This window comes from Thermaerobacter litoralis (assembly GCF_054654595.1).
Map to the genome: position 1 here is coordinate 77,105 of NZ_BAAIES010000005.1, position 18,702 is coordinate 95,806.

Sequence of the window (18,702 nt, forward strand, 5' to 3'; positions counted from 1 at the left end):
CGTCACCCCTCTCCTGCAGCGGCCAACCGGCCGGTGAGGCGGCCAAGCAGGTACAAACCGCTGAACCAGGAAACGACGCCGTACCCTAGGCCCCAACGTCCCAACGGATCGTCCCAAAGCGGCGTGAGAAAGGCGGGATCCATGAGCAGGGCGTAACCCGTCACCGCCGCCGGCAGGACTGCCAGCAGACGGGCGGAGAGCCGTGCCTCCGCCGTGCGGGCCGCGAGATCGGCCCATCCCAAGCGCTGCTCCCGCAAGCGATGGATGATGGCCAACATGGGACCGGTCACGTCGCCGCCCGTCCGCCGGTGGGCGGCGGCCACAGCCTGGCAGCGCCGCAGGGCGCGAAGGCCCGTGGCCCGATGCCACAGGGCGAGGGCTTCCTCCAGCGACAAACCCGCCCCCATCGCCGCCAGGAAGGCGCCCTTCGCCGGCTCAAGGGCCGGTGAGGTCGTCTCCCGCGCCGCTTCGATCCAGGCCTGCCGCAACGGCCGCCCGGCCTGGAGGTGGGCGATGACCGTGACCAGGAGCCCCTCGAGCGCTTCCGCCGCCCCGTCGCGGCCCGCCCGCTGTCGCCGCCTGGGCCCGGGCCCGAAGCCGGCCAAGGCCAACATGGGAATGGGCCGCCGTCCCCGTCGCGAGCTGCCCGTGACGCCCTTCGCGCCGCCGGGATCGTCGGCCGAGGCGCGCCTGCGGCGGCCAACGGCCTGCCCTAGCTCGGGCCAGGCCACGGTCACCAGCCACCCCGCCAGGGCTGCCGAAACCGCGCAGGCCAGGGCGCTACCCGTCGCCGTCATCGCCGGCCGCCTCCTCCTTCCCTCGCGGTGGGGCGAGGGGTTCGAGCCGTCGCAACCCTCCCGGCGGGGGAAGGGCAACGGGTTCGAGGCGCCCATCGGGCAGCACCCGGCAGATCTCCGCCACCACCCGCCGCCCACCGGGCAGGCGCACCTGGTGCACCACCAGGTGGATCGCCCGGCGGATCTGCTCCCGCACCAGATCCACCGGCCAGTGCTCGCCGGCCATCAGCACCAGTTGCTCCAGCCGCCGCAGGGCATCCAGGCTGCTGTTGGCATGGATCGTCGACACCGAGCCCAGATGGCCGGTGTTGAGGGCTTGCATCAGGTCGGCAGCCTCCTCCCCCCGAACCTCCCCGACCACCAGGCGGTCCGGCCGCATCCGCAGGGCGTTGCGCAGCAAGACCCGCAGGGGTACGGCGCCCTGCCCGTCCAACCCGGGCGGTCGGGCTTCCAGGCGGACCACATGCCGATCGGGTCCCAGGTCGATTTCCGCCGCCTCCTCCAGGACGACGACCCGTTCGAGGGGGTGGGTCGCCGCCCGCAGCAAGGCGATCAGCGTCGTCGTCTTGCCCGAGCTGGTGGCCCCGGCGATGAGCAGGTTCCTCCGCGAGCGGACGGCTTCGGCCAGGAACCGGGCCGCCGCCGGGCTCAGGGTGCCAAGCCGCACCAGGTCTTCGAGGGTCGGCCGCTGGCGGCGGAAACGCCGGATGGTCAGCACCGGGCCGTCCACAGCCAGGGGCGGCACGATGGCGTGGACCCGGTCCCCCGAGGGCAGGCGGGCGTCGACGAAGGGATGGGCGGGATCCACCCGCCGGCCCAGGGGGGCCACGATGCGGTTGATCGTCTCCAGCAGGTGGTCGTCGTCGCGGAACCGGCCCGGGAACGGTTCGATCCGCCCGGCGCGCTCGACGAAGACCCGGTAGGGGCCGTTCACCATGATCTCGGTGACGCTGTCGTCGTCGAGCAGGACGTCGATGGGGCCGAGTCCGACCATCTCGGCCGCGATGGCCCGCACCAGGGCGGGGGTGATGAGGGGCGCCGGTAGGCCCCCGGGACGGGCCAGCACTTGGGTGACGAAGGCCTCGAGCCGCCGGCGCAGTTCCGCGCCGGGTGGCTCGCGCAGCAGCTGGGGCCGCTCTCGCAAGAGCCGCTCGCGCACCGCCTCGACCAGCTGGAGGAAGCGGGGGTCTTCGCCGGTGGCCATCTTCTGGGGCTCAACCGGCACGGAACGTCACCCCCTCCACCGGGCTCGCCGGCCGGACCCCACCGGCGCCAGAACGCCAGCGCCGCCAGAGCCGGCTCAGCGGACCTCCCCGGGGTCCCTCGGCCGGCTGGCCCAGGGCCGCGGCCAGCAGCCCACCGACTGCCTGGACAGCGGGGTGGCCCGGCTGGGCCAGGACCAGGGGAAGGCCGCTGGCCGCCGCCTGGGCGACCGCCCCTGCGTCGTCCGGGATCCACGCAGCCACTGGCACCCCCAAGTACCGCTGGATCTCCTGCCGGGCGGGTTCCGGACCCGACCACCGGTTGACCACCACCCGCGAGCCGGCCTCCATCCCGCCGTCGGCGGCAAGCTGTTCGAGCCAGAGGCGGGTGCGGCGCAGGGCGGGTCCGTCCGGTGTCGTCACCACAAGATCCCATCGTCTGGGGTGGGGCAGGGTGGGCAGAACCGGACGCGCCGGCTCGGCAGGCCCATCGACCACGACCACGTCAAAGAGGAGAAGGGCCCGTTCCAGCACCCGCTGCAGCGCATCGGGCGCCACCAGTTCCGCCAGATCCGGCCGCGGTGGCGCGGCCAGAACCCGCAGTCCCGACCGCAGGTGCACCAGCCACTGCTCGGCCCAGGCCTCCTCCGGCCCGTCCAGCAGGGGTTGCAGATCGAGGATCGTGGGGCCGGGACCCAGGTCAAGGACGACCCCCACGTCGGCGGCGGTCCAGTGGGCATCGACCAGCCCGGTGCGCAACCCCCGGATCGCTGCCGCGACCGCCAGTTCACAGGCCAGCCAGGTGCGACCCGTTCCCCCCTTGACGCCCGTGACCACCAGCAGCCGCGCGCCCGTACCCGGCGACGGGGCGGCGTCGGAGGATGCCAGGGGGCCGGACCCGGCGGGCGAGGAAGGGCCGCCGGACGGGGACACCCGGGCCGGAAGGCTCGGGCGGTCCGCGGGAGGGGCTGCCCCGGGTCCGGCACCGGCCTGCGGGTTCCCCGGAGGTGGCGGCGGCGCCGTGCCGGCGTGCCCCCCTGCGGCCTGCGCCGGGCCGTCCGGTTCCACCACCTGGGGCGGCCCATCCAAAGGCGGCCGCTTGAAGCCGGCGACTCGTTTTGCCGCGTCTCCCGGCGATGCCGGGGCCTCGGGGCGCATCGGGCCGTCCTCCCCGCCCGCCCGTTCGCTCTTGGGGCCGGGTTCGTCCAGAACCTGGTCCAGAGAGGTGACCACCCGGACGGCCGGTGCACCGCCCAAAAGCGCGGTGGCCGCCGCCTCCCACACGTCGGTGGCGGCCCCCGCAGGGGCCAGCAGCCACAATACCCCCTCCTGGTCCCGGTTCCGCACCAGCCGGCCACAGCGCAGGGCCTCCGCCAGGTCCGGCGCCTGGACGAGCCACACGTCCACGGGCTCGCGTGGGTCGGGGACGGCGTCGACCGTCCGAGCCAGGCCGGCAGGCTCCCACCCCGGATGGCGGGCCAGCCGCTCGATCTCCCCTGGCCGAAGCCCGATGCCGTACCACCAGACGGTGCCGTTCCGCGTCACGGTACGTCCTCCCCCTGTCCAAGCCATTGAGGATCGACCAGAGGGACCCCCGGATCGGGGGCCGCCGTGGCGGGCGCACCGAAGGGAAGGGTTGAAGCGTCCTGGTCGCCCGCCGGTGCCGGTGGGGCCAGATCCGAGCGGTCGCTCGCCCCTTGACCGGCAGCCGCCACGCCCGACGCAGGCCCCGGCCCGTCGACCGCGGCCGCCGGGCCGGCGGTCGTGCCGGTGGCGGCGTCACCGGCGGAGCCTGTGCCCCCACCGCCCTGGGGCAAGAGGAACAAGTTGTCCCACGTGACCCCTGTACCGCCGCCCGCGGGTCCCGCTGCCGGAGCCAACGACAGGAAGACCCGGCCGAAGGTCAAGGCGTAAGCCAGCCGCTCGGCTTCGTCGGGGGTCACCCCGACCAGCACCCCCAGGGGGCGCCCCTCTTCCCAGCGACGGCCTTCCTCATCGCGGACCTGCAGCACGGGCAGGTTCTCCAACAACGTCCGGGCGACGGCTCCCGGCCCCTCGCCGCCGACAAAGATCACGTCGACCCGGTCACCGGGCTCGACGGCGCCTCCCAGCCCTTGCTCGAGGCGGGTCGGGATGAAGAAGGCCTGCTGGCGCCCTTCCAGATAGAGGGACAGGCCCGCGTCCCTCCCCGGGGCTAGGTCAGCTTCCAGCAGTGGCTCACCCGCCTCCACGTCCCGGCGCAACACCCGCCCGACCACCTTGGCGGGATCGGCCACCGCCCCGGGATGAACGGCGGCGGCCGGCAGGGGGACGACAGACACCATGTCGGCTTCGATCTTGACGGGCGCCTGCAGCGCCCGGGCGGCCACGACCACGGGCAGGGAGGCCGTGGCGTCGAGATAGATGAGGTAGGCGGTGGCCCCAGACAGCAGCGCCACGCCCAGGCTGGCCGCGGCACGCCACGAGATCCGGCGCAAGTCCCCACCTCCTTTGCCACATAGTGGTTCCGTCACTCCAGAGACTACCACTCCCCCGCATCATGAGTCAAGTATTTCCATCTCAGGGTTGCCGTGGTATCCTTGCAGCGGGGGGTGGGATGGTGCGCAGGGGACGGAGCGGCCGGTGCCCCATCCGGCCGGCCGCGGGGATCCAGCCAATCCAGATGGGCGAGATCGGCCCAGGGCGCCGGGGGGTTCCCGCCCCGGCAAAGGCGGGCGGCCCTTCCGGTACGGCCGCCCGTGCCCATGGGGTAGCGGGGGTTGCAGGGCACCATCCTGGCGTGCCGGGGCCCGAGGCGGGCGTCGGGGGCAATGCCAGCCGCCGCCGGCGGCGCCTGGGGCTTGTCCCGCCCGCCCTGCTGGTGCTCGTGGCGCTGAGCCTGCCGGCCCAGGCCGCCGACCCGTGGTACGTGGATCTCAAGGGCCACTGGGCGGAAGACGAGGTGAGGGTCCTGTGGGAAGAAGGGGTGACCGACGGCTATCCCCGGGCCGACGCCCTGGGCCGGCCCCAGTGGTACTACCTGCCCAACGCCTTCATGGAACGGGCCCAATTCGCCGTCTTGCTGGTCAAGGTGATGGGCCTCCCGCCCGACCCCACAGGGCCGCCCGCCTTCACCGACGTGCCCCCCGATTACCGGGCGGGAGGCGACGTGGCCGCCTATCCCTGGATCCAGGCGGGGGCGCGGGCGGGCCTCTTCGCGGACGAACGCGGCCGCTTCCGCCCGGCGGACGTCATCCGGCGGGACGAGGCGGTGGCCATGCTCATCCATGCCCTGGAGCTGGACTGGTACGCCCGCAGCCTGCCCGAGCAGCGAGTGGCGGCCCTGCTGGGTCGCTACGCCGATGCCGCCAGGATTCGGCCCGAGCTGCGGCGGGCCATGGCCGCCGCCATCGACCTGGCCATCGTGGTCGGCTACGGTGATGGCTACCTCCGGCCCGACCGGTCCCTCACCCGGGCGGAGGGAGCCACCCTCATCTACAAGTCCGCCCTGATCCGGGTCGGGGCGGAGCCGCCATCCTTCTCCCCGGACGGTGACGGGCAGGAGGAGACCACGGAACTGCTGGCCCAAGCCCTGCTGAACCGCAACCAGTCGTCCTGGCAGGTCGACGTGCTGGATGCCCAGGGCAATCCCGTCAACCGGTGGTCGGGCACGCGCCTGCCAGCCCGGTGGACGTGGGATGGCAGCGACGACCAGGGCCGGCCCCTGCCGGCGGGCCTGTACCTGCTCCGCGGCCAGTTGGTCACCCGGCAAGGCAGCCGCTTCGTCTCCGCCATCGAACCGGTCGTGCTGGTCTACCACCGCCTTCTGGCCGCGGTCTCGCCGGTGGTGGTGGAACCCGGCGCGCAGGTCACCGTCACCGCCCAGACGGAGGGGCCGGCCGAACGGGTGACGCTCCAGCCACCCGTGGGGGGACCTCGTCCGCTACAGGCCGAGGGGAGCGGGTCGTGGCGAACGACCTGGAACGTGCCGGACGGGCTGCCGCCCGGGACCTACGCCCTGGTGGTGGCCGCGGACTTTCCCACCGCCCGCCGGGAACAAACCCTGGCCATCCAGGTCCTCCCCGCCTTGTGGATCGAAGGGGAGGCACTGCCCAACCCGGCAGCGGCGGGATCGACGGTCACCGTGCGGGCCAGCACCTCGAGCCGGATCGACCGGGTCCAACTGGTGCCGCCCCAGGGAAAGGCGATCCCCCTGCACCCCGTCGGACCCGGGCGGTGGGAGGTGCGCTGGTCCGTCCCGGCCGAAGCACCGCCGGGAAGCGTTCTGGAGCTTGGCTTGGAAGGCTGGCAGGGGGTCCGGCGGGTGGCCGCTCGCATCCGCCTTGCGATCGCGGCCGGGGAGATCCAGCCGGTCTTCTATCTCAGCCGCTGAGCTCAACGGCTAAACGCCCTCAACGGCTAAACGCCGCCAGGATCTGGATCAGCGCCGGACCCAGCAGGACGATGAACAGGGTCGGAAAGATGAACAGCACCAGGGGGAGGAGCATCTTGATGGGCGTTTTCATCGCCTGTTCCTCCGCCCGCTGCTTGCGCTGGAACCGGAGCTGCTCGGCCTGGACCCGCAAGACCCGGGCCAGGCTCACGCCGAGCCGGTCCGCCTGGATCACCGCGGCAGCAAAGCTGCGCAGCTCCGGGAGCTCGACCCGGTCGGCCAGCGACCGCAGGGCCTCCTCGCGGCCCACGCCGAGGCGCAGCTCCTTGAGGTACTGCCGGAACTCGGTGCTCACCGGGGCCGGGAACTTCTCCGTCACCTTCTGGACGGCCCCGTCGAGGCCGAGCCCGGCTTCGACGGCCACGCTGAGCAGGTCCATGACATCGGGTAACGCTCGGGCCAGTTGTCGCCGGCGCCGGGTGGCCCGGTCCCGTAAGGCCACGTCGGGGATCACCCAACCCGCCCCTCCGGCCAGCAACGGCAACAGCAGGGTGACGGCCAGGCCGGCCGGGCCCGCCCAGGGCAGCCAGCCGCCGCCCAGCAACCCCAGGGCGCCGCCCAACCCAGCCCCGAGCGCCTTCAAGCAGGCGAAGGGGCCGAGCCCCATGGGCCGGCCAGCGGCCGCCAGCAGCCGTTCCCAGCGGGAGGCGACGCCCCGCGGTGTCCAGCGCTCTGCCGCCGCCACCAGTCCTTGCCAGGCAGGGCGCAGGACCCGCTGGCCAAAGGGTTGGGCCAGTTCCTCCGTCACCGCCTGGTCGGCGGAAGCGGCGCCGCCTCCCCGCAGGCCGATGTCCCGTAACCGCTTACGGGCGATGTGTTCCGCTTCCGACGGGGCCATGACGGCCAGGGTGGCCAGGGCCACCGTCATGAACACGAGCCAGAGCAAGACGGGCTCAACCCAGGTGCCCGCACCCAACCAAGCCCCCAAACCCCCTGCCACGGTGCATCGCCTCCTTGCCACCCGGCTCCCGGGGCCGATCCCGCGGCGACGGCTGAACGGTCCGACTGCCGACCGGCCGCCGGCCCCCCGGCCCCCGCGGGCCCAACCGGGACCTTCACACGTCGACGCGGATCAGCGCCCGGATCACCAGGACGCCGGCCGCCTCCATGACGACCCCGGCACCCAGCAGCACCCAGCCCACGGGGGTCGTCAGGAGGGGCTGCAGGTAGGCCGGGTTCATGGCGCTCAGCAGGACGAGCAGGGCCACGGGCAGGGCGCCGACAATCCAACCGGAGAGGCGGCCCTGGGCGGTCAGGGTGCGAATCTGACCCTGCAGCCGGACCCGCTCGCGGATCGTCTCGGCCGTCCGTTCCAGGACCCCGGCCAGGTTGCCCCCCACCTGCTTTTGGATCAGGACCGCCGTCACCACCAGGTCCAGATCGGGGCTGGGGACCCGGTCCAAGAGGTTGGCCAGGGCATCTTCCAGGGGGATGTTGACCCGCGTCTCCTTGACCAGCCAGGCGAACTCGTCGGCGATGGGCGCCGGCATCTCCCGGGCCACCACGTCGGCCGCCTGAAGGAAGGAGTACCCCGACTTGAGGGCATTGGCCATCAGGGTGAGGGCATCGGGCAATTGCCCGTCGAAGGCCCGCAGCCGCTGCTGGTACCGCCGCGCCACGTAGAGATCGGGCAGGAGCAGGCCCAGCACGCTGGCGGCGAGGGCCAGGAGCCATTGGCCGGTGAGGACGAGCCCCACGAGGCCGCCGCCCATGCCGGCCGCACCTTGGAGGGCCAGGAACTCGACGGCGCGCCAGCGCAGGCGGGCCCGGTTCAACTTGCGTTGCACGCCGTCCAGCCAGCGGGTGCCTTTCAGGTGGGCCTCGGCCCGCTCGACCAGCTCCTGCCGCCAGGTCCGGGCGTCGCGGGCGGCGGGCGCAGCCTCCTCCATGGCCAGCATCGGGGCGAGCCGCAGGCCGCGCTGGCGGGAGTGCCGGTGAACCGCCTCAAGCCGCCGGGCGACCCGGGCGCCCTGCCAGCCCTCCCATGCCCGCACCAGGCCCCAGATCAAATAGGTCGATGCGGCGAACACCGCAAGAAGAAGCAGCCAGCCGGGCCATCCCAGCGAAACCAGCGTGCCCACCGCCGCAGGCCCATCGCCGGCAGCTCCCCCAAGGCCCCCCACTACGGCCGTGGCCCCGGTCCCGGCCGCCGCCCCCGAACCGGCCCCGAGGCCCTCGGCCCCGTGATGAACCAGCCGCACGACGGCCTCCCAGGCGGCCTCCGCCCATCCCCGCAGGGTCGCCCACAGGGAGGCCAGGACCTCCACCAGCCATTGCCCCCATCCGGCCATGCATCCTCCCTCCCTCGGCCCGGCCCCGCCCGGCGACCTCCGACGGTCCCGGTCAGTCGAAGAGGCCGGGCGGCAGCACGATGCCGGCCGCCTCCAGCCGCTCCTGGCACCGCGGCCGGATCCCCGTGGCGACGAACTCGCCCATCACCTTGCCGCTGGCGTCGACGCCGTAGGCCTGGAAGCGGAACAGGTCCTGCAGGACGATGACGTCCCCCTCCATGCCCTGGACCTCGGTGATGTGGGTGATCTTGCGCGTCCCGTCCTTGAACCGGCTCTGGTGCACGATCAGGTCCAGGGCCGAGGCGATCTGCTCCCGGATCGCCCGCACCGGGAGGTCGATCCCGGCCATCAGCACCATCGTCTCCAGGCGCGACAGCAGGTCCCGGGGACTGTTGGCGTGGGCCGTGGTCAGGCTGCCGTCGTGACCGGTGTTCATCGCCTGGAGCATGTCCAGCGCCTCGCCCGAACGCACCTCGCCGACCACAATGCGGTCCGGCCGCATGCGCAAGCTGTTGCGCACCAGCTGCCGGATCGTCACCTCGCCCCGCCCCTCGATGTTGGGCGGCCGCGTCTCCAGCGACACCACGTGCTCCTGGCGGAGCTGTAACTCCGCCGCGTCCTCGATGGTCACGATCCGCTCGTCGGGCGGGATGAAGGACGATAGCACGTTGAGGGTGGTCGTCTTGCCCGAGCCGGTTCCTCCCGAGACCATGATGTTGAGCCGGCCCCGGACCGCCGCCTCGAGGAACACCGCCATCTTCGGGCTCAAGGTGCCCAGGCGGATCAGGTCGTCGATCTGCAGGGGGTCGCGGCTGAACTTCCGGATGGTCAGGCACGGCCCGCGCAGGGCCAGGGGCGGGATGATGGCGTTCACCCGGGACCCGTCGGGCAGCCGGGCGTCCACCATGGGGCTGGCCTCGTCGATCCGCCGGCCCAGGGGGGCGACGATCTTTTCGATGAGATGAAGGATCTGCCGGTCGTCCTCGAACTGGACCGGCACCCGCTCCAGGCGGCCCCGCCGCTCCACGTAGACCTGGTCGCGGGCGTTGACCATGATCTCGCTGATCTCCGGGTCCTTCAGTAGGGGCTCCAAGGGCCCGTAGCCCAGGATCTCGGCCAGCAGGGTCTCGGCCAGACTCTCCCGCTCCAGGGGGGAGACCGATTCCTCCTCGACCAGGTACTCCAAGATCTTGGCCCGGATGGCGGCCCGCTGCTCCTCGCTGGGTCCTTCCGGACGAACCAGCGCCCGCCCGTCGATCTCGTCGATCAGCCGCAGCTGGATCCGGTTCTTCAGGGCCCGGTGGGGGTCGTCGGCCGGCACCCCGTCCCCCCGTCCCGGGTCCCGGCCCCGCCCGCTCCGTTCGGGCTCGGGTTCCGTCACCGGTTCAAAGGGCTTGTCCTTCAACCGCTGATAGAGGCTCGAACCCATGGCCACTCCCCCTCCCCGCTGCCCAGGTGCTCAGGACGAACCGGCCGCCGCCGGCCTACGCCTCATCGGCCGGTGACGGCGAGCGGTTTAGAAGAAGCCCAGCAGCGACAGCCTCCGGGCGGGCGGCCGGGCGGCCGCCGCCGGCGCCGGCGGCGCCAGCTTCTCGGCCAGGGCCTCGACCGCGTCCCCCAGGGGCGACCGGGCCCGGCGGGCGCAGAAGGGGACGCCGGCGTTGGCCGCCTGAACCGCCACCGGGTCCCGGGGCAGGACGTGGGCCACCGGAAAGTTCAAACCGTGGGCCACCTCGTCGGGCGTCAGTCCCCCGGGCTCGTGAAGGTTGAGGACGACCCGGACCTTGTCTTCCGGGTACTCGAGCTTCTGGATCAGGAGGTCGAGGCACTTGGCCGTATTGGCCACAGCGGGGATGTCGCTGGTCGTGACCACGACCAGGAGGTCCGACATGTCGAACGCCGTCAGGTTGGAGTCGCGGTAGTTGGCCGCCGTGTCCACGATAACGAAATCATGGGTGGACCGCAGCGCCTCCAGCACCTCCGCCGTGTAGTTGCGGGCGGGGTCACGCCGCCCCTCCCCTTCGATCTCCGCGGCCTCGTGGGGGAAGAGGGGGGCGGGCAGCAGCGACAGCCGGAAGCCGCTCACGGGGTGCAGGGCGGGGGCCACCGCCTGGGGATCCAGGGCGCCCTCCCGCCGGCAGAGGTCGGCCAGGGTGGCCCGGGGCCGGATGCCCAGCAGTAGGGCCGCGCTGCCCAGCTCCAGGTCCAGGTCGACCAGCACCGTGCGCCGGTCGGGCCGTTTGGCCAGCACCACGGCCAGGTTGACGGCCAGCGTCGTCTTGCCCACACCCCCTTTGGCGGAGAAGACGGTGATCAGCCGGCCCCGCCCGCCCGGGGCGGGCATGAGGGACACCGGGTCCGCCGGCGGCACGGCCCGGCGCACGGCCTCGGCCAGGGCATCGGGGGAGAAGGGCTTGACCAAAAAGTCGCAAGCCCCGGCTTGCATCGCCCGCCGGAAGTACTCCGGCCCGTTCTCCACCGAGACCATGATGATCCGGGTCTCCAGCTGCTTGAGGATCCGCTCCGCGGCAGCCAGGCCGTCCAGGCGCGGCAGGTTGATGTCCATCAGCACCACGTCGGGGTGCAGGTCGGCGGCCAGGGCCACGGCCGCCTCGCCGTCCGCCGCCTCGCCGATGACGTGGAGGTCAGGCTCCATCTCCAGCATCTCCACCAGGCTGCGTCGGACCGGTTCGGCGTCTTCCACCACGAGGACCCGGATACGCTCGGTGCGGCTCGCCCCTGCAGCTGGGGAGCCCGCACCCTTCGATCCCGGCCCCCGGGCCCCGGCCCCGTCCCCTGCCGCCCCACCTGCCGATGGTACGGGGGGCATTCCACCCCCGTGCAGGGCCGGCCCCAACGGGCCGGACCCCAGGGGCAGGCCGCCACCCTGGCGCCCGTTTCGTCCGATCACCATGGCTCCCCCCTACCGCACCAGGTCCGCCAGCCGGGTCACGGCGGGCCCGGTCTCCTTGTCGTCCCCCGCCGGCCGCAACAGCAGGCGCAACCGCCCCTCCTGTTCGGCCAGGGCGATGGCCGCCGCATGGGCCGGTGCCACGGCCAGCGTCAGGTGGGTGATCCCGTCCCCCGCCGGCTCGCCCTCGGCCGCCGTGTCCTGCTGCACCGCCAGGACCAGGACGTTCTCCACCAGGATGCGGGCCTCGGGCTCGGCCACGCCCGCCTTGCCGCCCGGCAGACCGATCAGCACGTCGACCCGGTCCCCTGGCTGGACGAACCCGCCCACGGCGATCACCGGATCGGCTGCGATGGTCAGCGCCCGGGTCCCCGGGGGCAGGCGGTAGGCCAGCCCGTCCGTGCCGTCGCCCCGGGCCAGCTTGTTCGTCAGGACGAACTCGCCCTCGGCCAGCGGCACCTTGGTCACCTTGCCCACCGCCTCTTCCAGCCGCCCGATGGCCCCGCGCCCGACCAGGTCCGCCGGCGCCTGGCGCACGGCCAGCATCTCCGGCTCGAGGACCGTCTGGGCCGGGACGGGCCGGGTGGCGACCACCACGGGCACCCGGGGCCCGTCGCCGGCCTGGCCTGAGGGCACGCGGATGGAAAAGGCGACCAGGATCGTCACCGCCAGCCCGGCCAGTACCGGCAGCAGCAGATAGCGCACCACTCGTCCGCGGCTCAAATCGCCTCGTCTCCTTCCCCTCGGCACTGCCTGGCATGTCCCCGCGGCCCTGCGCCCCGGGCCCGCCACCGGGCCGGCCCGGTCCCGCCGCAGCGGGACGCCGGCGCCGCCATCCGGCCTTCATCCCGGCCTCCGCCCGGCCCCGTTCCCTCTCCCTTGGCGCCGTTCCGTTCCCCCGGCCCACGGTCATCCGGGGGAATGTCAACGCAGCCTTCCTGGGGGCTTGGCCGGGCGCCTATTCGACCAGCCTCACGACCCGGACCCCCGCGCCGGCGGGCGGCCCTCCCGCCTCACCCTCCACCCACAGCCGGACGAACCGGCCCACCACCTGCCCCTCGTCCTCCCGGGCCTCTTCGAGGAAGAAGGCGGCAAAGCCGGTGACGGTGACCCGATCCCGGCCGTGGGTCTCATCGAAGCCCCGGATGACGGGGACGATCACCACCCGCGGCGAGTCGGGGCGGAAATCCTGGTACGTGCTGTCGGGGTCGGCGGCCAGCCGCTCCCGATAGGCGGCGACGGCCCCGGTGTTCCGGCCGGGTTCGGTCTCAACGGACTGGCCCACCCGGAGCCAGCCCGGGTAGCCGTTGCGGATGTTCTCTCGGACCGTGTCGGCACCCCGGCCGCCGAGGGCCAGCAAGTGGAAGTTGCCGGGCGACCCGGGCCGGTCCAGCACCAGGACATAGCGCCGGCCGGGCTCGAAGACCTGCTCGTCGACCCCATAGGGCTGCACGCCCCGGACACCGCCGGCGGCCGCCACCGCGGCCGTGGCGCCGGCCCGCACGGTGACGGTCTCCGGGCCGAGGACCCGGGCCAGGCCCAGGGGAACGGCCGATTCCACCTCGACGCGAAGGCGTTCCCCGCCGGAGGCCACCTCGATGCGAGCCATGCCGGCGTCGACGCCGTTGCGGCCCAGGTATTCGGCCGCCAGGGCGCGGGCGCGGGCCGGGTCTTCCGGCAGGGCCGCGACGCCTGCCAGGGCCGCGGCATCGGCGGCCGCCTGCAGGCGGGTTCGCTCGGCATAGAGGCGCCCCCCGTCAACCGCCAGGCCGGCCATGCCAAGGAGGGCCGTCAAAGCAATCGCCACCAGGACGGCCACGCTCCCCTGCTCGCCGCGGCCCGGGCTCCCGCGCCGCCCGGTGAACCGGCCGCCCCGCCGCGGGGTAGGGCGGCGGCTCCCAATGCGGGGTCCCACGGGAGCCGGCCCGGGCGCCCCGCCCGGCCGTCCCGGCCGGCGTCCCTTCGCCTCCGTCCTCGCCCATTCCAGCGCACCCATCGCCCGTCCCGCTCCCTCACTCGATCCGGGTCACCACGGCCGCCTCCAGCTGACGCTCCGGCCCCAGCAGGCCGGCCAGGGGGGTGATGAACCGGAAGGGATAGCGCACCTCCACCGTCAGGGGCTCGCCCACCATCCGCCGCGACGGCTCGGGGTCCACCTCCACCGCCAGCTGGGCGACGTCGAGCCCAGTCGCGGCCGCCTCCACCTGCCGGCGGATCCCGGCGTCGTCGCCCGGGTGGACGGCCCCGAAGCGGGCCCCCTCCCGGGCGGCATGGCGCACGGTCAGGCCGGTGTAGACGTAGCGCCCCAGATCCAGGACCCCCATCAGGATCAGAAGGAGGACCGGCAGCAGGACGGCCAGCTCGACCAGGGCCTGGCCCCGCTGCCGTCCGGGGCGACGCACCCGCCGGTCAGGGGCGCTGGCGACGGCCCGGGCAGCTGGCCTGGCGGCGGTTCTCTCCGGCCCCGGACCGGGGCGGCCGGCGCGACCCGTCGCCGGCCCGGGTCTGCCGCATCCTGCCTGCCGCCATGGCAACCCTGTCGTCACCGGCCTTCCAACCTCCCTCGTCTCCCCCGGGGATGAGCGCGGCGGCGGGGCGCGGGCCTCAGGCCGCGGCCCCGCCGCCGCGCGGGGGGAGTCCTGTGATGGGGTGGGGGGAAACTATTTGCGACCATTGCCGAAATTCGAAAATATCAAGGCCCTATTGCCCGGTCGCACTCTTGGGATCCTGAAGAGTCTTCGTGACATCTCCAAAAATCTCGCGGAGGCCACCCTGCATGGCCACCAGCGCACCGATCAGCACCACGGCGATGAGCGCAATGATGAGCCCGTATTCCACCATCCCCTGCCCCGCCTCGTCCCGCAGGCGGAACTTGACGCCTTCCCACCAGGCCATGAGCCGCAGCATGGCGCCGCCCTCCTTTCGTCCCCGCCGGGTCTCGGGCCCTGGGGCGGCCTCCGCTTGCCTCCGCCCGCCCGGCACCCGCCCGGCGCGTCCTGTTGATTCCAGCCTACGGGGCGGCTAAGGGCCGGCCAATGGCCCGCAAGTCGCGTTTGGGTGCACCCCGAGTCCCAACCTTCCGGGGGGACCCGGGTCCTACGGCGGCGCGGCGCGCCCGTGGGCCCGGCCCCCATCGCCCGGCCCCTGGCCCCCACCACCGAGCGGCGACCCCCGGCCACGTCGTCTCCCAACGACAAAAGCGGGCCCGGTCCTCTAGGACCGGGCCCCGCCGCCGGAACTGCACCGGCGCCGTCGCACCTCCCGCCGCCGTCAGACCTTGACCCAACCCTCGCGGATGGCGTGGATCACCGCCTGGGTGCGGTCGGCCACCCCGAGCTTGCGGAAGATCGACGTGATGTGGTTCTTCACCGTCTTCTCGCTGATGAAGAGGCGCTGGCCGATCTCCCGGTTGGAGACCCCTTCGGCCACCAGCTGCAGCACCTCGAACTCCCGGCGGGTCAGGGGCTCGGGGATCCCCCCGCCCAGGGGCGTCCACCGTTCCCGGCGCCGGGCCCCCAGGTTCAGCACCCGGGCGGAGAGGGTCGGGTGGACGTACCCCTCGCCGCGGCAGCAGAGCCGCACCGCTTCCACCAGCGTGCGGGGTTCCACGTCCTTGAGGACGAACCCGCTGGCCCCGGCGGCGATGGCCTCCAGCAGGTACTCCTCCTGGTCGTGGATCGTCAGGACGAGCACCTGCGTCGAGGCGGAAGCCGCCCGGATCTGACGCGTGGCCTCGATCCCCGACATGTCCGGCAGGTTGATGTCCATGACCACCACGTCGGGCCGCAGGTGGGCGGCCTGCCGCACCGCCTCGGCCCCGTTGCGCGCCTCTCCCACCACCTCCATGTCCGGCTCGAGGTGGAGGACCTGGCGGAGCCCTTCCCGCAGGAGGGCATGGTCGTCAGCGATCAGGACCCGGATCGGCATGACCGGCATCTTCCCTCCCCAACGGGATCTCCAGGCGCACCCGCGTGCCCTGGCCCGGGCGGCTCCGGATGTCGATCCGGCCGCCCACCATGGCCACCCGCTCCTGCATGTTGGCCAGGCCAAAGCGGTCGGCCCCGCGGGGCGCGGCGGGATCGAACCCGCATCCGTCGTCGGCCACCTCCGCCCACAACCGCTCTGCGGCGAACTCGACCCGCAGGACCACCCGGCTGGCGCCGGCGTGCTTCCACACGTTGTTCAAGGCCTCTTGGAGGACGCGGTAGACGGTGATCTCCACGGCGGGGTCCAGCCGGCGGGCCGGCCCCCGGATCGTCAGGTCGACCTCCAACCCCGTCTTGTCGACGAACCCGGCCACGTATTGCCGCAGGGCCGGGATCAACCCCAGGTCGTCCAGGGCCATGGGGCGCAGGTCGAAGATGATCTTGCGGACATCCTGCAGGCTCTCCCGGGTCAGGGCCTTGAGCCGCTCCAGCTCGTCCCGGGCCCGGCCCACGTCCTCGTCCAGGAGCCGCTGGCACACCTCCACCCGCAGCACCACGTTGGCTAGCATCTGGGCGGGACCGTCGTGGATGTCCCGGGCCAGCCGGCGCCGCTCCTCCTCCTGGGCCTGCAGCAGCATCAGGCCCACCTGCAGGCGCCGCTGGAGGTCCGCCGCTTGCCCCAGAAGCTGGCCCAGCTTGCCGGAGAGCAGCTCCAGCGCCAGGCGGATGTGGCCGGCCAGTTCCTCCGCCCGGCGGACCGTGGCCTCGAGGCGGCGCAGCCGCCGCTCCAGCTCGTCCCGCCGCTGGCGCAGCTGGGCCTCCCGCTCCTGGGCCCGCACCCACTGCTCGTGGAGGCGCATCGCCTCCTCGTACGCGTCCCGGTAGGCGTCCTCGCCGTAGCGCTGGAAGTGGCGGGAGATCTCGACCAGCCGCAGCCGGGCCCGCTGCTGGCGCCGCGCCAGGTCGTCGACCTGGGCGATCACCTCGGCCACCTGGGCACGGACCGCCTCCAGCTCCCGGGCCGCCTCCCGGTACTCCTCGCGGGCCTGTTCGGCGATGAAGAAGACCTGTTCGCGGCCCCGCTCCACCGCCGCCATGGTCTCGCGCAGGACCCGGTCCAGGGCCACGGGATCGAGGGGACCGGTCACCGCCAACGCCACCCGCACCACCGCCGGCCGGCCCCCGGCGCCTGGGCGCCGGAGCCGCGTTCTTCCCGGGTTATCGGAAAAGACGCCCCGCGATTGAGATGGGAGCCGGACGAACGGGCATCGCCGCCGCCGGGCGGCGGCCGGCGGCGGGGCAGGCTGCGGGATCGGGAAGAAGGGGTGAAGGACGACAGGCGGGAGCCGGCCGGGGGCGCGGGCCGGAGCCGGCCGGGGGCAGGGGAGGGGGGGCGGGGGACCGGGGCATCGGACGCCCCAGGTCCCGGGGACCGGTGGACGGGCGGAGGCGGCCGGAACCGGGCCCGGCGGCGGCCGGGCCGATCAGGGTGGCGGGCTTCCCGGTCGCACCAGGTGGCGCAGGACCCAGCGTTCGACGACCCGGACCAGCCGGGTGCCGATGAACTCCCGGCCCGGCAGCGGCGTCACCAGGACCGTCACCATGCCCAGGCGATTGCCGCCCAGCACGTCGGTGAAGATCTGATCGCCGATCACCGCGGCCTGGGAGGGCTCCAGGCCGATGGTCTGGAGGGCGCGGCGGAAGGCGCGGCGCCGCGGCTTGGTGGCGGCGTGGACGGCGGGCACCCCGCAGGCGCGGGCGAAGAGCTGGACCCGCTGCTCGAAGTTGTTGGAGAGGATGCACACGGCGAAGCCCTGCTGCCGCGCTTCGTCGAGCCAGCGGCGCAGGGCCTCGTCGGGCAGGGGCTGGTCCCGGCGGGCGATGGTGTTGTCGAGGTCGAGGATCAGTCCCCGCACCCCCCGGGCCCGCAGGTCATCCCAGCGGATCGCATAGATCGACGGGGCCACCAGATCCGGTGTCAGAAGACGCCACAACCGCCGCACGCCAGGGGCTCCTTTCCCAACGTCCCGCCCCATTATACGGCGATTTGGGCAGCGACCGGCGCCGCCCGGGCGGGCGTCAGGAGGCGTCGTCGTCGCCGTCGTCGCCGCCGGCCGGCGGGGCGCCGGCGCCGGGTTCCTCCAGCACGTGGCGGGTTAACTTGCGCACCGCCCGCTTCTCGATGCGGGAGACGTAGGAGCGGGAGATGCCCAGGACCCGGGCCACCTCCCGCTGGGTGTAGCGGCGCTTGCCATCCAGGCCGAAGCGCAGCTCCAGCACCCGGCGCTCCCGCGGGCCCAGCTCCCGCACCGCCTCCCGGATCCGGCGGGCCAGAAGCCGCCGGCCCACCATGTCCTCGACGGCGTCGTCCTCGGCGGGGAGCATGTCGATCAAGGTGACCTCGTTGCCTTCCCGGTCGACCCCGATGGGACTCTGCAAGAACACCTCCCGCCGGGTCCGCCGGGTCGCGCGCAGGTGCATCAGGATCTCGTTCTCGATGCAGCGGGCGGCGTAGGTGGCCAGGCGGGTGCCCTTGGAGGGGTCGTAGGTGTCGACCCCCTTGATCAGCCCCACGGTGCCGATGCTGATCAGGTCCTCCGGATCCTCGCCGGTGTCGTCGAACTTCTTGGCGATGTGGGCCACCAGGCGCAGGTTGCGTTCGATGAGCACATCCCGGGCCCGCTCGTCCCCGCGGCGCATCCGTTCCAGGTAATGGGCCTCTTCTTCCGGGGAGAGGGGCTGGGGAAAGCTGCGTCCCGTCTGCAGGTAGCCGACCAGGTAGAGCAGGCCGCGCACCAGCGCGGCGCCGAGGAGCAGCAGCCATCCGGGTCCCATGGCAGCGCCTCCTTGCGGAAAGCGGCCCCCGCCGCGGGCGCCGGGCCCAAGAGGCCCCTGGGGCCCGCCCTGGCGTCCGGGGGGCCGGGCTCGGGTTGCGTCGCCGGCGGGTGAGTCGCCGGCAGGTGAGCCAGCACGTCGGGCACTGCCACGGTATGCCGGGCGGGAGAGCGGCGTACCTGTCCACGGCCGAATTTGGGCAAGGACCCGTCACCTTGGGCGAGGCGGCCGGCCCCAGAGGGTGCCGGGCGAGGCGGCCGGCCCCGGAGGGTGCCGGGCGAGGCGGCCGGCCCCGGGCGAGGGTCCCG

At 73.5% G+C, this 18,702-nt stretch carries 17 protein-coding genes; 1 reads left to right on the forward strand and 16 read right to left on the reverse strand.

The features are described 5' to 3' along the window. Positions 1–2 precede the first annotated feature (2 nt). From ACYQ02_RS03820 to cpaB (ACYQ02_RS03835), 4 genes are read right to left on the reverse strand one after another with little or no spacing between them, the layout of a single operon-like run. Complete coding sequence (locus tag ACYQ02_RS03820) at positions 3–797, reverse strand: type II secretion system F family protein (protein WP_460039112.1); 795 nt, start codon at positions 795–797, stop codon at positions 3–5. Next, positions 781–2,022 carry a TadA family conjugal transfer-associated ATPase gene (locus ACYQ02_RS03825; RefSeq protein ID WP_460039113.1) on the reverse strand — a complete coding sequence of 414 codons (1,242 nt, stop codon included), beginning with the start codon at positions 2,020–2,022 and terminating at the stop codon, positions 781–783. Before ACYQ02_RS03825 ends, ACYQ02_RS03820 begins: the two co-directional genes overlap by 17 nt. Continuing rightward, the gene (locus tag ACYQ02_RS03830) at positions 2,012–3,544 is read right to left on the reverse strand and encodes a CpaE/TadZ family protein (RefSeq protein ID WP_460039114.1); all 1,533 of its coding nucleotides are present in this window, start codon (positions 3,542–3,544) and stop codon (positions 2,012–2,014) included. Before ACYQ02_RS03830 ends, ACYQ02_RS03825 begins: the two co-directional genes overlap by 11 nt. Next, entirely contained in the window at positions 3,541–4,476 is a 936-nt protein-coding gene (cpaB, locus tag ACYQ02_RS03835) for a Flp pilus assembly protein CpaB (RefSeq protein WP_460039115.1), read from the reverse strand. Before cpaB (ACYQ02_RS03835) ends, ACYQ02_RS03830 begins: the two co-directional genes overlap by 4 nt. 302 nt (positions 4,477–4,778) lie before the next feature. Between cpaB (ACYQ02_RS03835) and ACYQ02_RS03840 the strand changes: the two genes are divergently transcribed. Next, positions 4,779–6,371, forward strand: a complete 1,593-nt coding sequence (locus ACYQ02_RS03840; RefSeq protein WP_460039116.1) for an S-layer homology domain-containing protein — start codon at positions 4,779–4,781, stop codon at positions 6,369–6,371. Positions 6,372–6,390: 19 nt separating this feature from the next. Here the strand turns inward: ACYQ02_RS03840 and ACYQ02_RS03845 are convergent, their stop codons facing one another. The 12 genes from ACYQ02_RS03845 to sigK all read right to left on the reverse strand — a co-directional run bounded on the left by ACYQ02_RS03845 (position 6,391) and on the right by sigK (position 18,394). Beyond that, complete coding sequence (locus tag ACYQ02_RS03845) at positions 6,391–7,371, reverse strand: type II secretion system F family protein (protein ID WP_460039117.1); 981 nt, start codon at positions 7,369–7,371, stop codon at positions 6,391–6,393. Positions 7,372–7,486: 115 nt separating this feature from the next. Further along, entirely contained in the window at positions 7,487–8,722 is a 1,236-nt protein-coding gene (locus tag ACYQ02_RS03850; RefSeq protein ID WP_460039118.1) for a type II secretion system F family protein, read from the reverse strand. A 52-nt stretch (positions 8,723–8,774) separates the two neighbouring features. Then, a complete protein-coding gene (locus tag ACYQ02_RS03855) occupies positions 8,775–10,151 on the reverse strand; it encodes a TadA family conjugal transfer-associated ATPase (RefSeq protein WP_460039119.1) in 1,377 nt (458 codons plus the stop codon). Between the two features lie 87 nt (positions 10,152–10,238). Continuing rightward, the gene (locus tag ACYQ02_RS03860) at positions 10,239–11,636 is read right to left on the reverse strand and encodes a CpaE/TadZ family protein (RefSeq protein ID WP_460039120.1); all 1,398 of its coding nucleotides are present in this window, start codon (positions 11,634–11,636) and stop codon (positions 10,239–10,241) included. Positions 11,637–11,645: 9 nt separating this feature from the next. Then, entirely contained in the window at positions 11,646–12,356 is a 711-nt protein-coding gene (cpaB, locus tag ACYQ02_RS03865) for a Flp pilus assembly protein CpaB (protein WP_460039121.1), read from the reverse strand. 235 nt (positions 12,357–12,591) lie between these two features. Further along, positions 12,592–13,452 (reverse strand): pilus assembly protein TadG-related protein, encoded by an 861-nt coding sequence (locus tag ACYQ02_RS03870; protein WP_460039122.1) that lies wholly within the window; start codon positions 13,450–13,452, stop codon positions 12,592–12,594. A 193-nt stretch (positions 13,453–13,645) separates the two neighbouring features. Further along, positions 13,646–14,035: a TadE family protein gene (locus tag ACYQ02_RS03875; protein WP_460039123.1), complete on the reverse strand. Its 390-nt coding sequence runs from the start codon at positions 14,033–14,035 to the stop codon at positions 13,646–13,648. A 298-nt stretch (positions 14,036–14,333) separates the two neighbouring features. Further along, the gene (locus ACYQ02_RS03880; RefSeq protein WP_460039124.1) at positions 14,334–14,540 is read right to left on the reverse strand and encodes a Flp family type IVb pilin; all 207 of its coding nucleotides are present in this window, start codon (positions 14,538–14,540) and stop codon (positions 14,334–14,336) included. 363 nt (positions 14,541–14,903) lie between these two features. Beyond that, positions 14,904–15,560, reverse strand: coding sequence for a response regulator (locus ACYQ02_RS03885; protein WP_460039125.1), 657 nt, complete (start codon positions 15,558–15,560; stop codon positions 14,904–14,906). Beyond that, positions 15,535–16,707, reverse strand: a complete 1,173-nt coding sequence (locus ACYQ02_RS03890) for a sensor histidine kinase (protein WP_460039126.1) — start codon at positions 16,705–16,707, stop codon at positions 15,535–15,537. Before ACYQ02_RS03890 ends, ACYQ02_RS03885 begins: the two co-directional genes overlap by 26 nt. 336 nt (positions 16,708–17,043) lie before the next feature. Then, entirely contained in the window at positions 17,044–17,562 is a 519-nt protein-coding gene (locus ACYQ02_RS03895; RefSeq protein ID WP_460039127.1) for a YqeG family HAD IIIA-type phosphatase, read from the reverse strand. 76 nt (positions 17,563–17,638) lie between these two features. After that, positions 17,639–18,394, reverse strand: coding sequence for an RNA polymerase sporulation sigma factor SigK (gene sigK / locus ACYQ02_RS03900; protein WP_460039128.1), 756 nt, complete (start codon positions 18,392–18,394; stop codon positions 17,639–17,641). Positions 18,395–18,702: the final 308 nt, after the last annotated feature.

Excerpts from the sequence above, each read along its gene's own strand:
- ACYQ02_RS03850 (WP_460039118.1), bottom strand. The coding sequence starts at position 8,722 with ATGGCCGGATGGGGGCAATGGCTGGTGGAGGTCCTGGCCTCCCTGTGG.
- ACYQ02_RS03880 (WP_460039124.1), bottom strand. The coding sequence starts at position 14,540 with ATGCTGCGGCTCATGGCCTGGTGGGAAGGCGTCAAGTTCCGCCTGCGG.
- ACYQ02_RS03860 (WP_460039120.1), bottom strand. The coding sequence starts at position 11,636 with ATGGTGATCGGACGAAACGGGCGCCAGGGTGGCGGCCTGCCCCTGGGG.
- ACYQ02_RS03855 (WP_460039119.1), bottom strand. The coding sequence starts at position 10,151 with ATGGGTTCGAGCCTCTATCAGCGGTTGAAGGACAAGCCCTTTGAACCG.
- ACYQ02_RS03820 (WP_460039112.1), bottom strand. The coding sequence starts at position 797 with ATGACGGCGACGGGTAGCGCCCTGGCCTGCGCGGTTTCGGCAGCCCTG.
- ACYQ02_RS03885 (WP_460039125.1), bottom strand. The coding sequence starts at position 15,560 with ATGCCGATCCGGGTCCTGATCGCTGACGACCATGCCCTCCTGCGGGAA.
- sigK (WP_460039128.1), bottom strand. The coding sequence starts at position 18,394 with ATGGGACCCGGATGGCTGCTGCTCCTCGGCGCCGCGCTGGTGCGCGGC.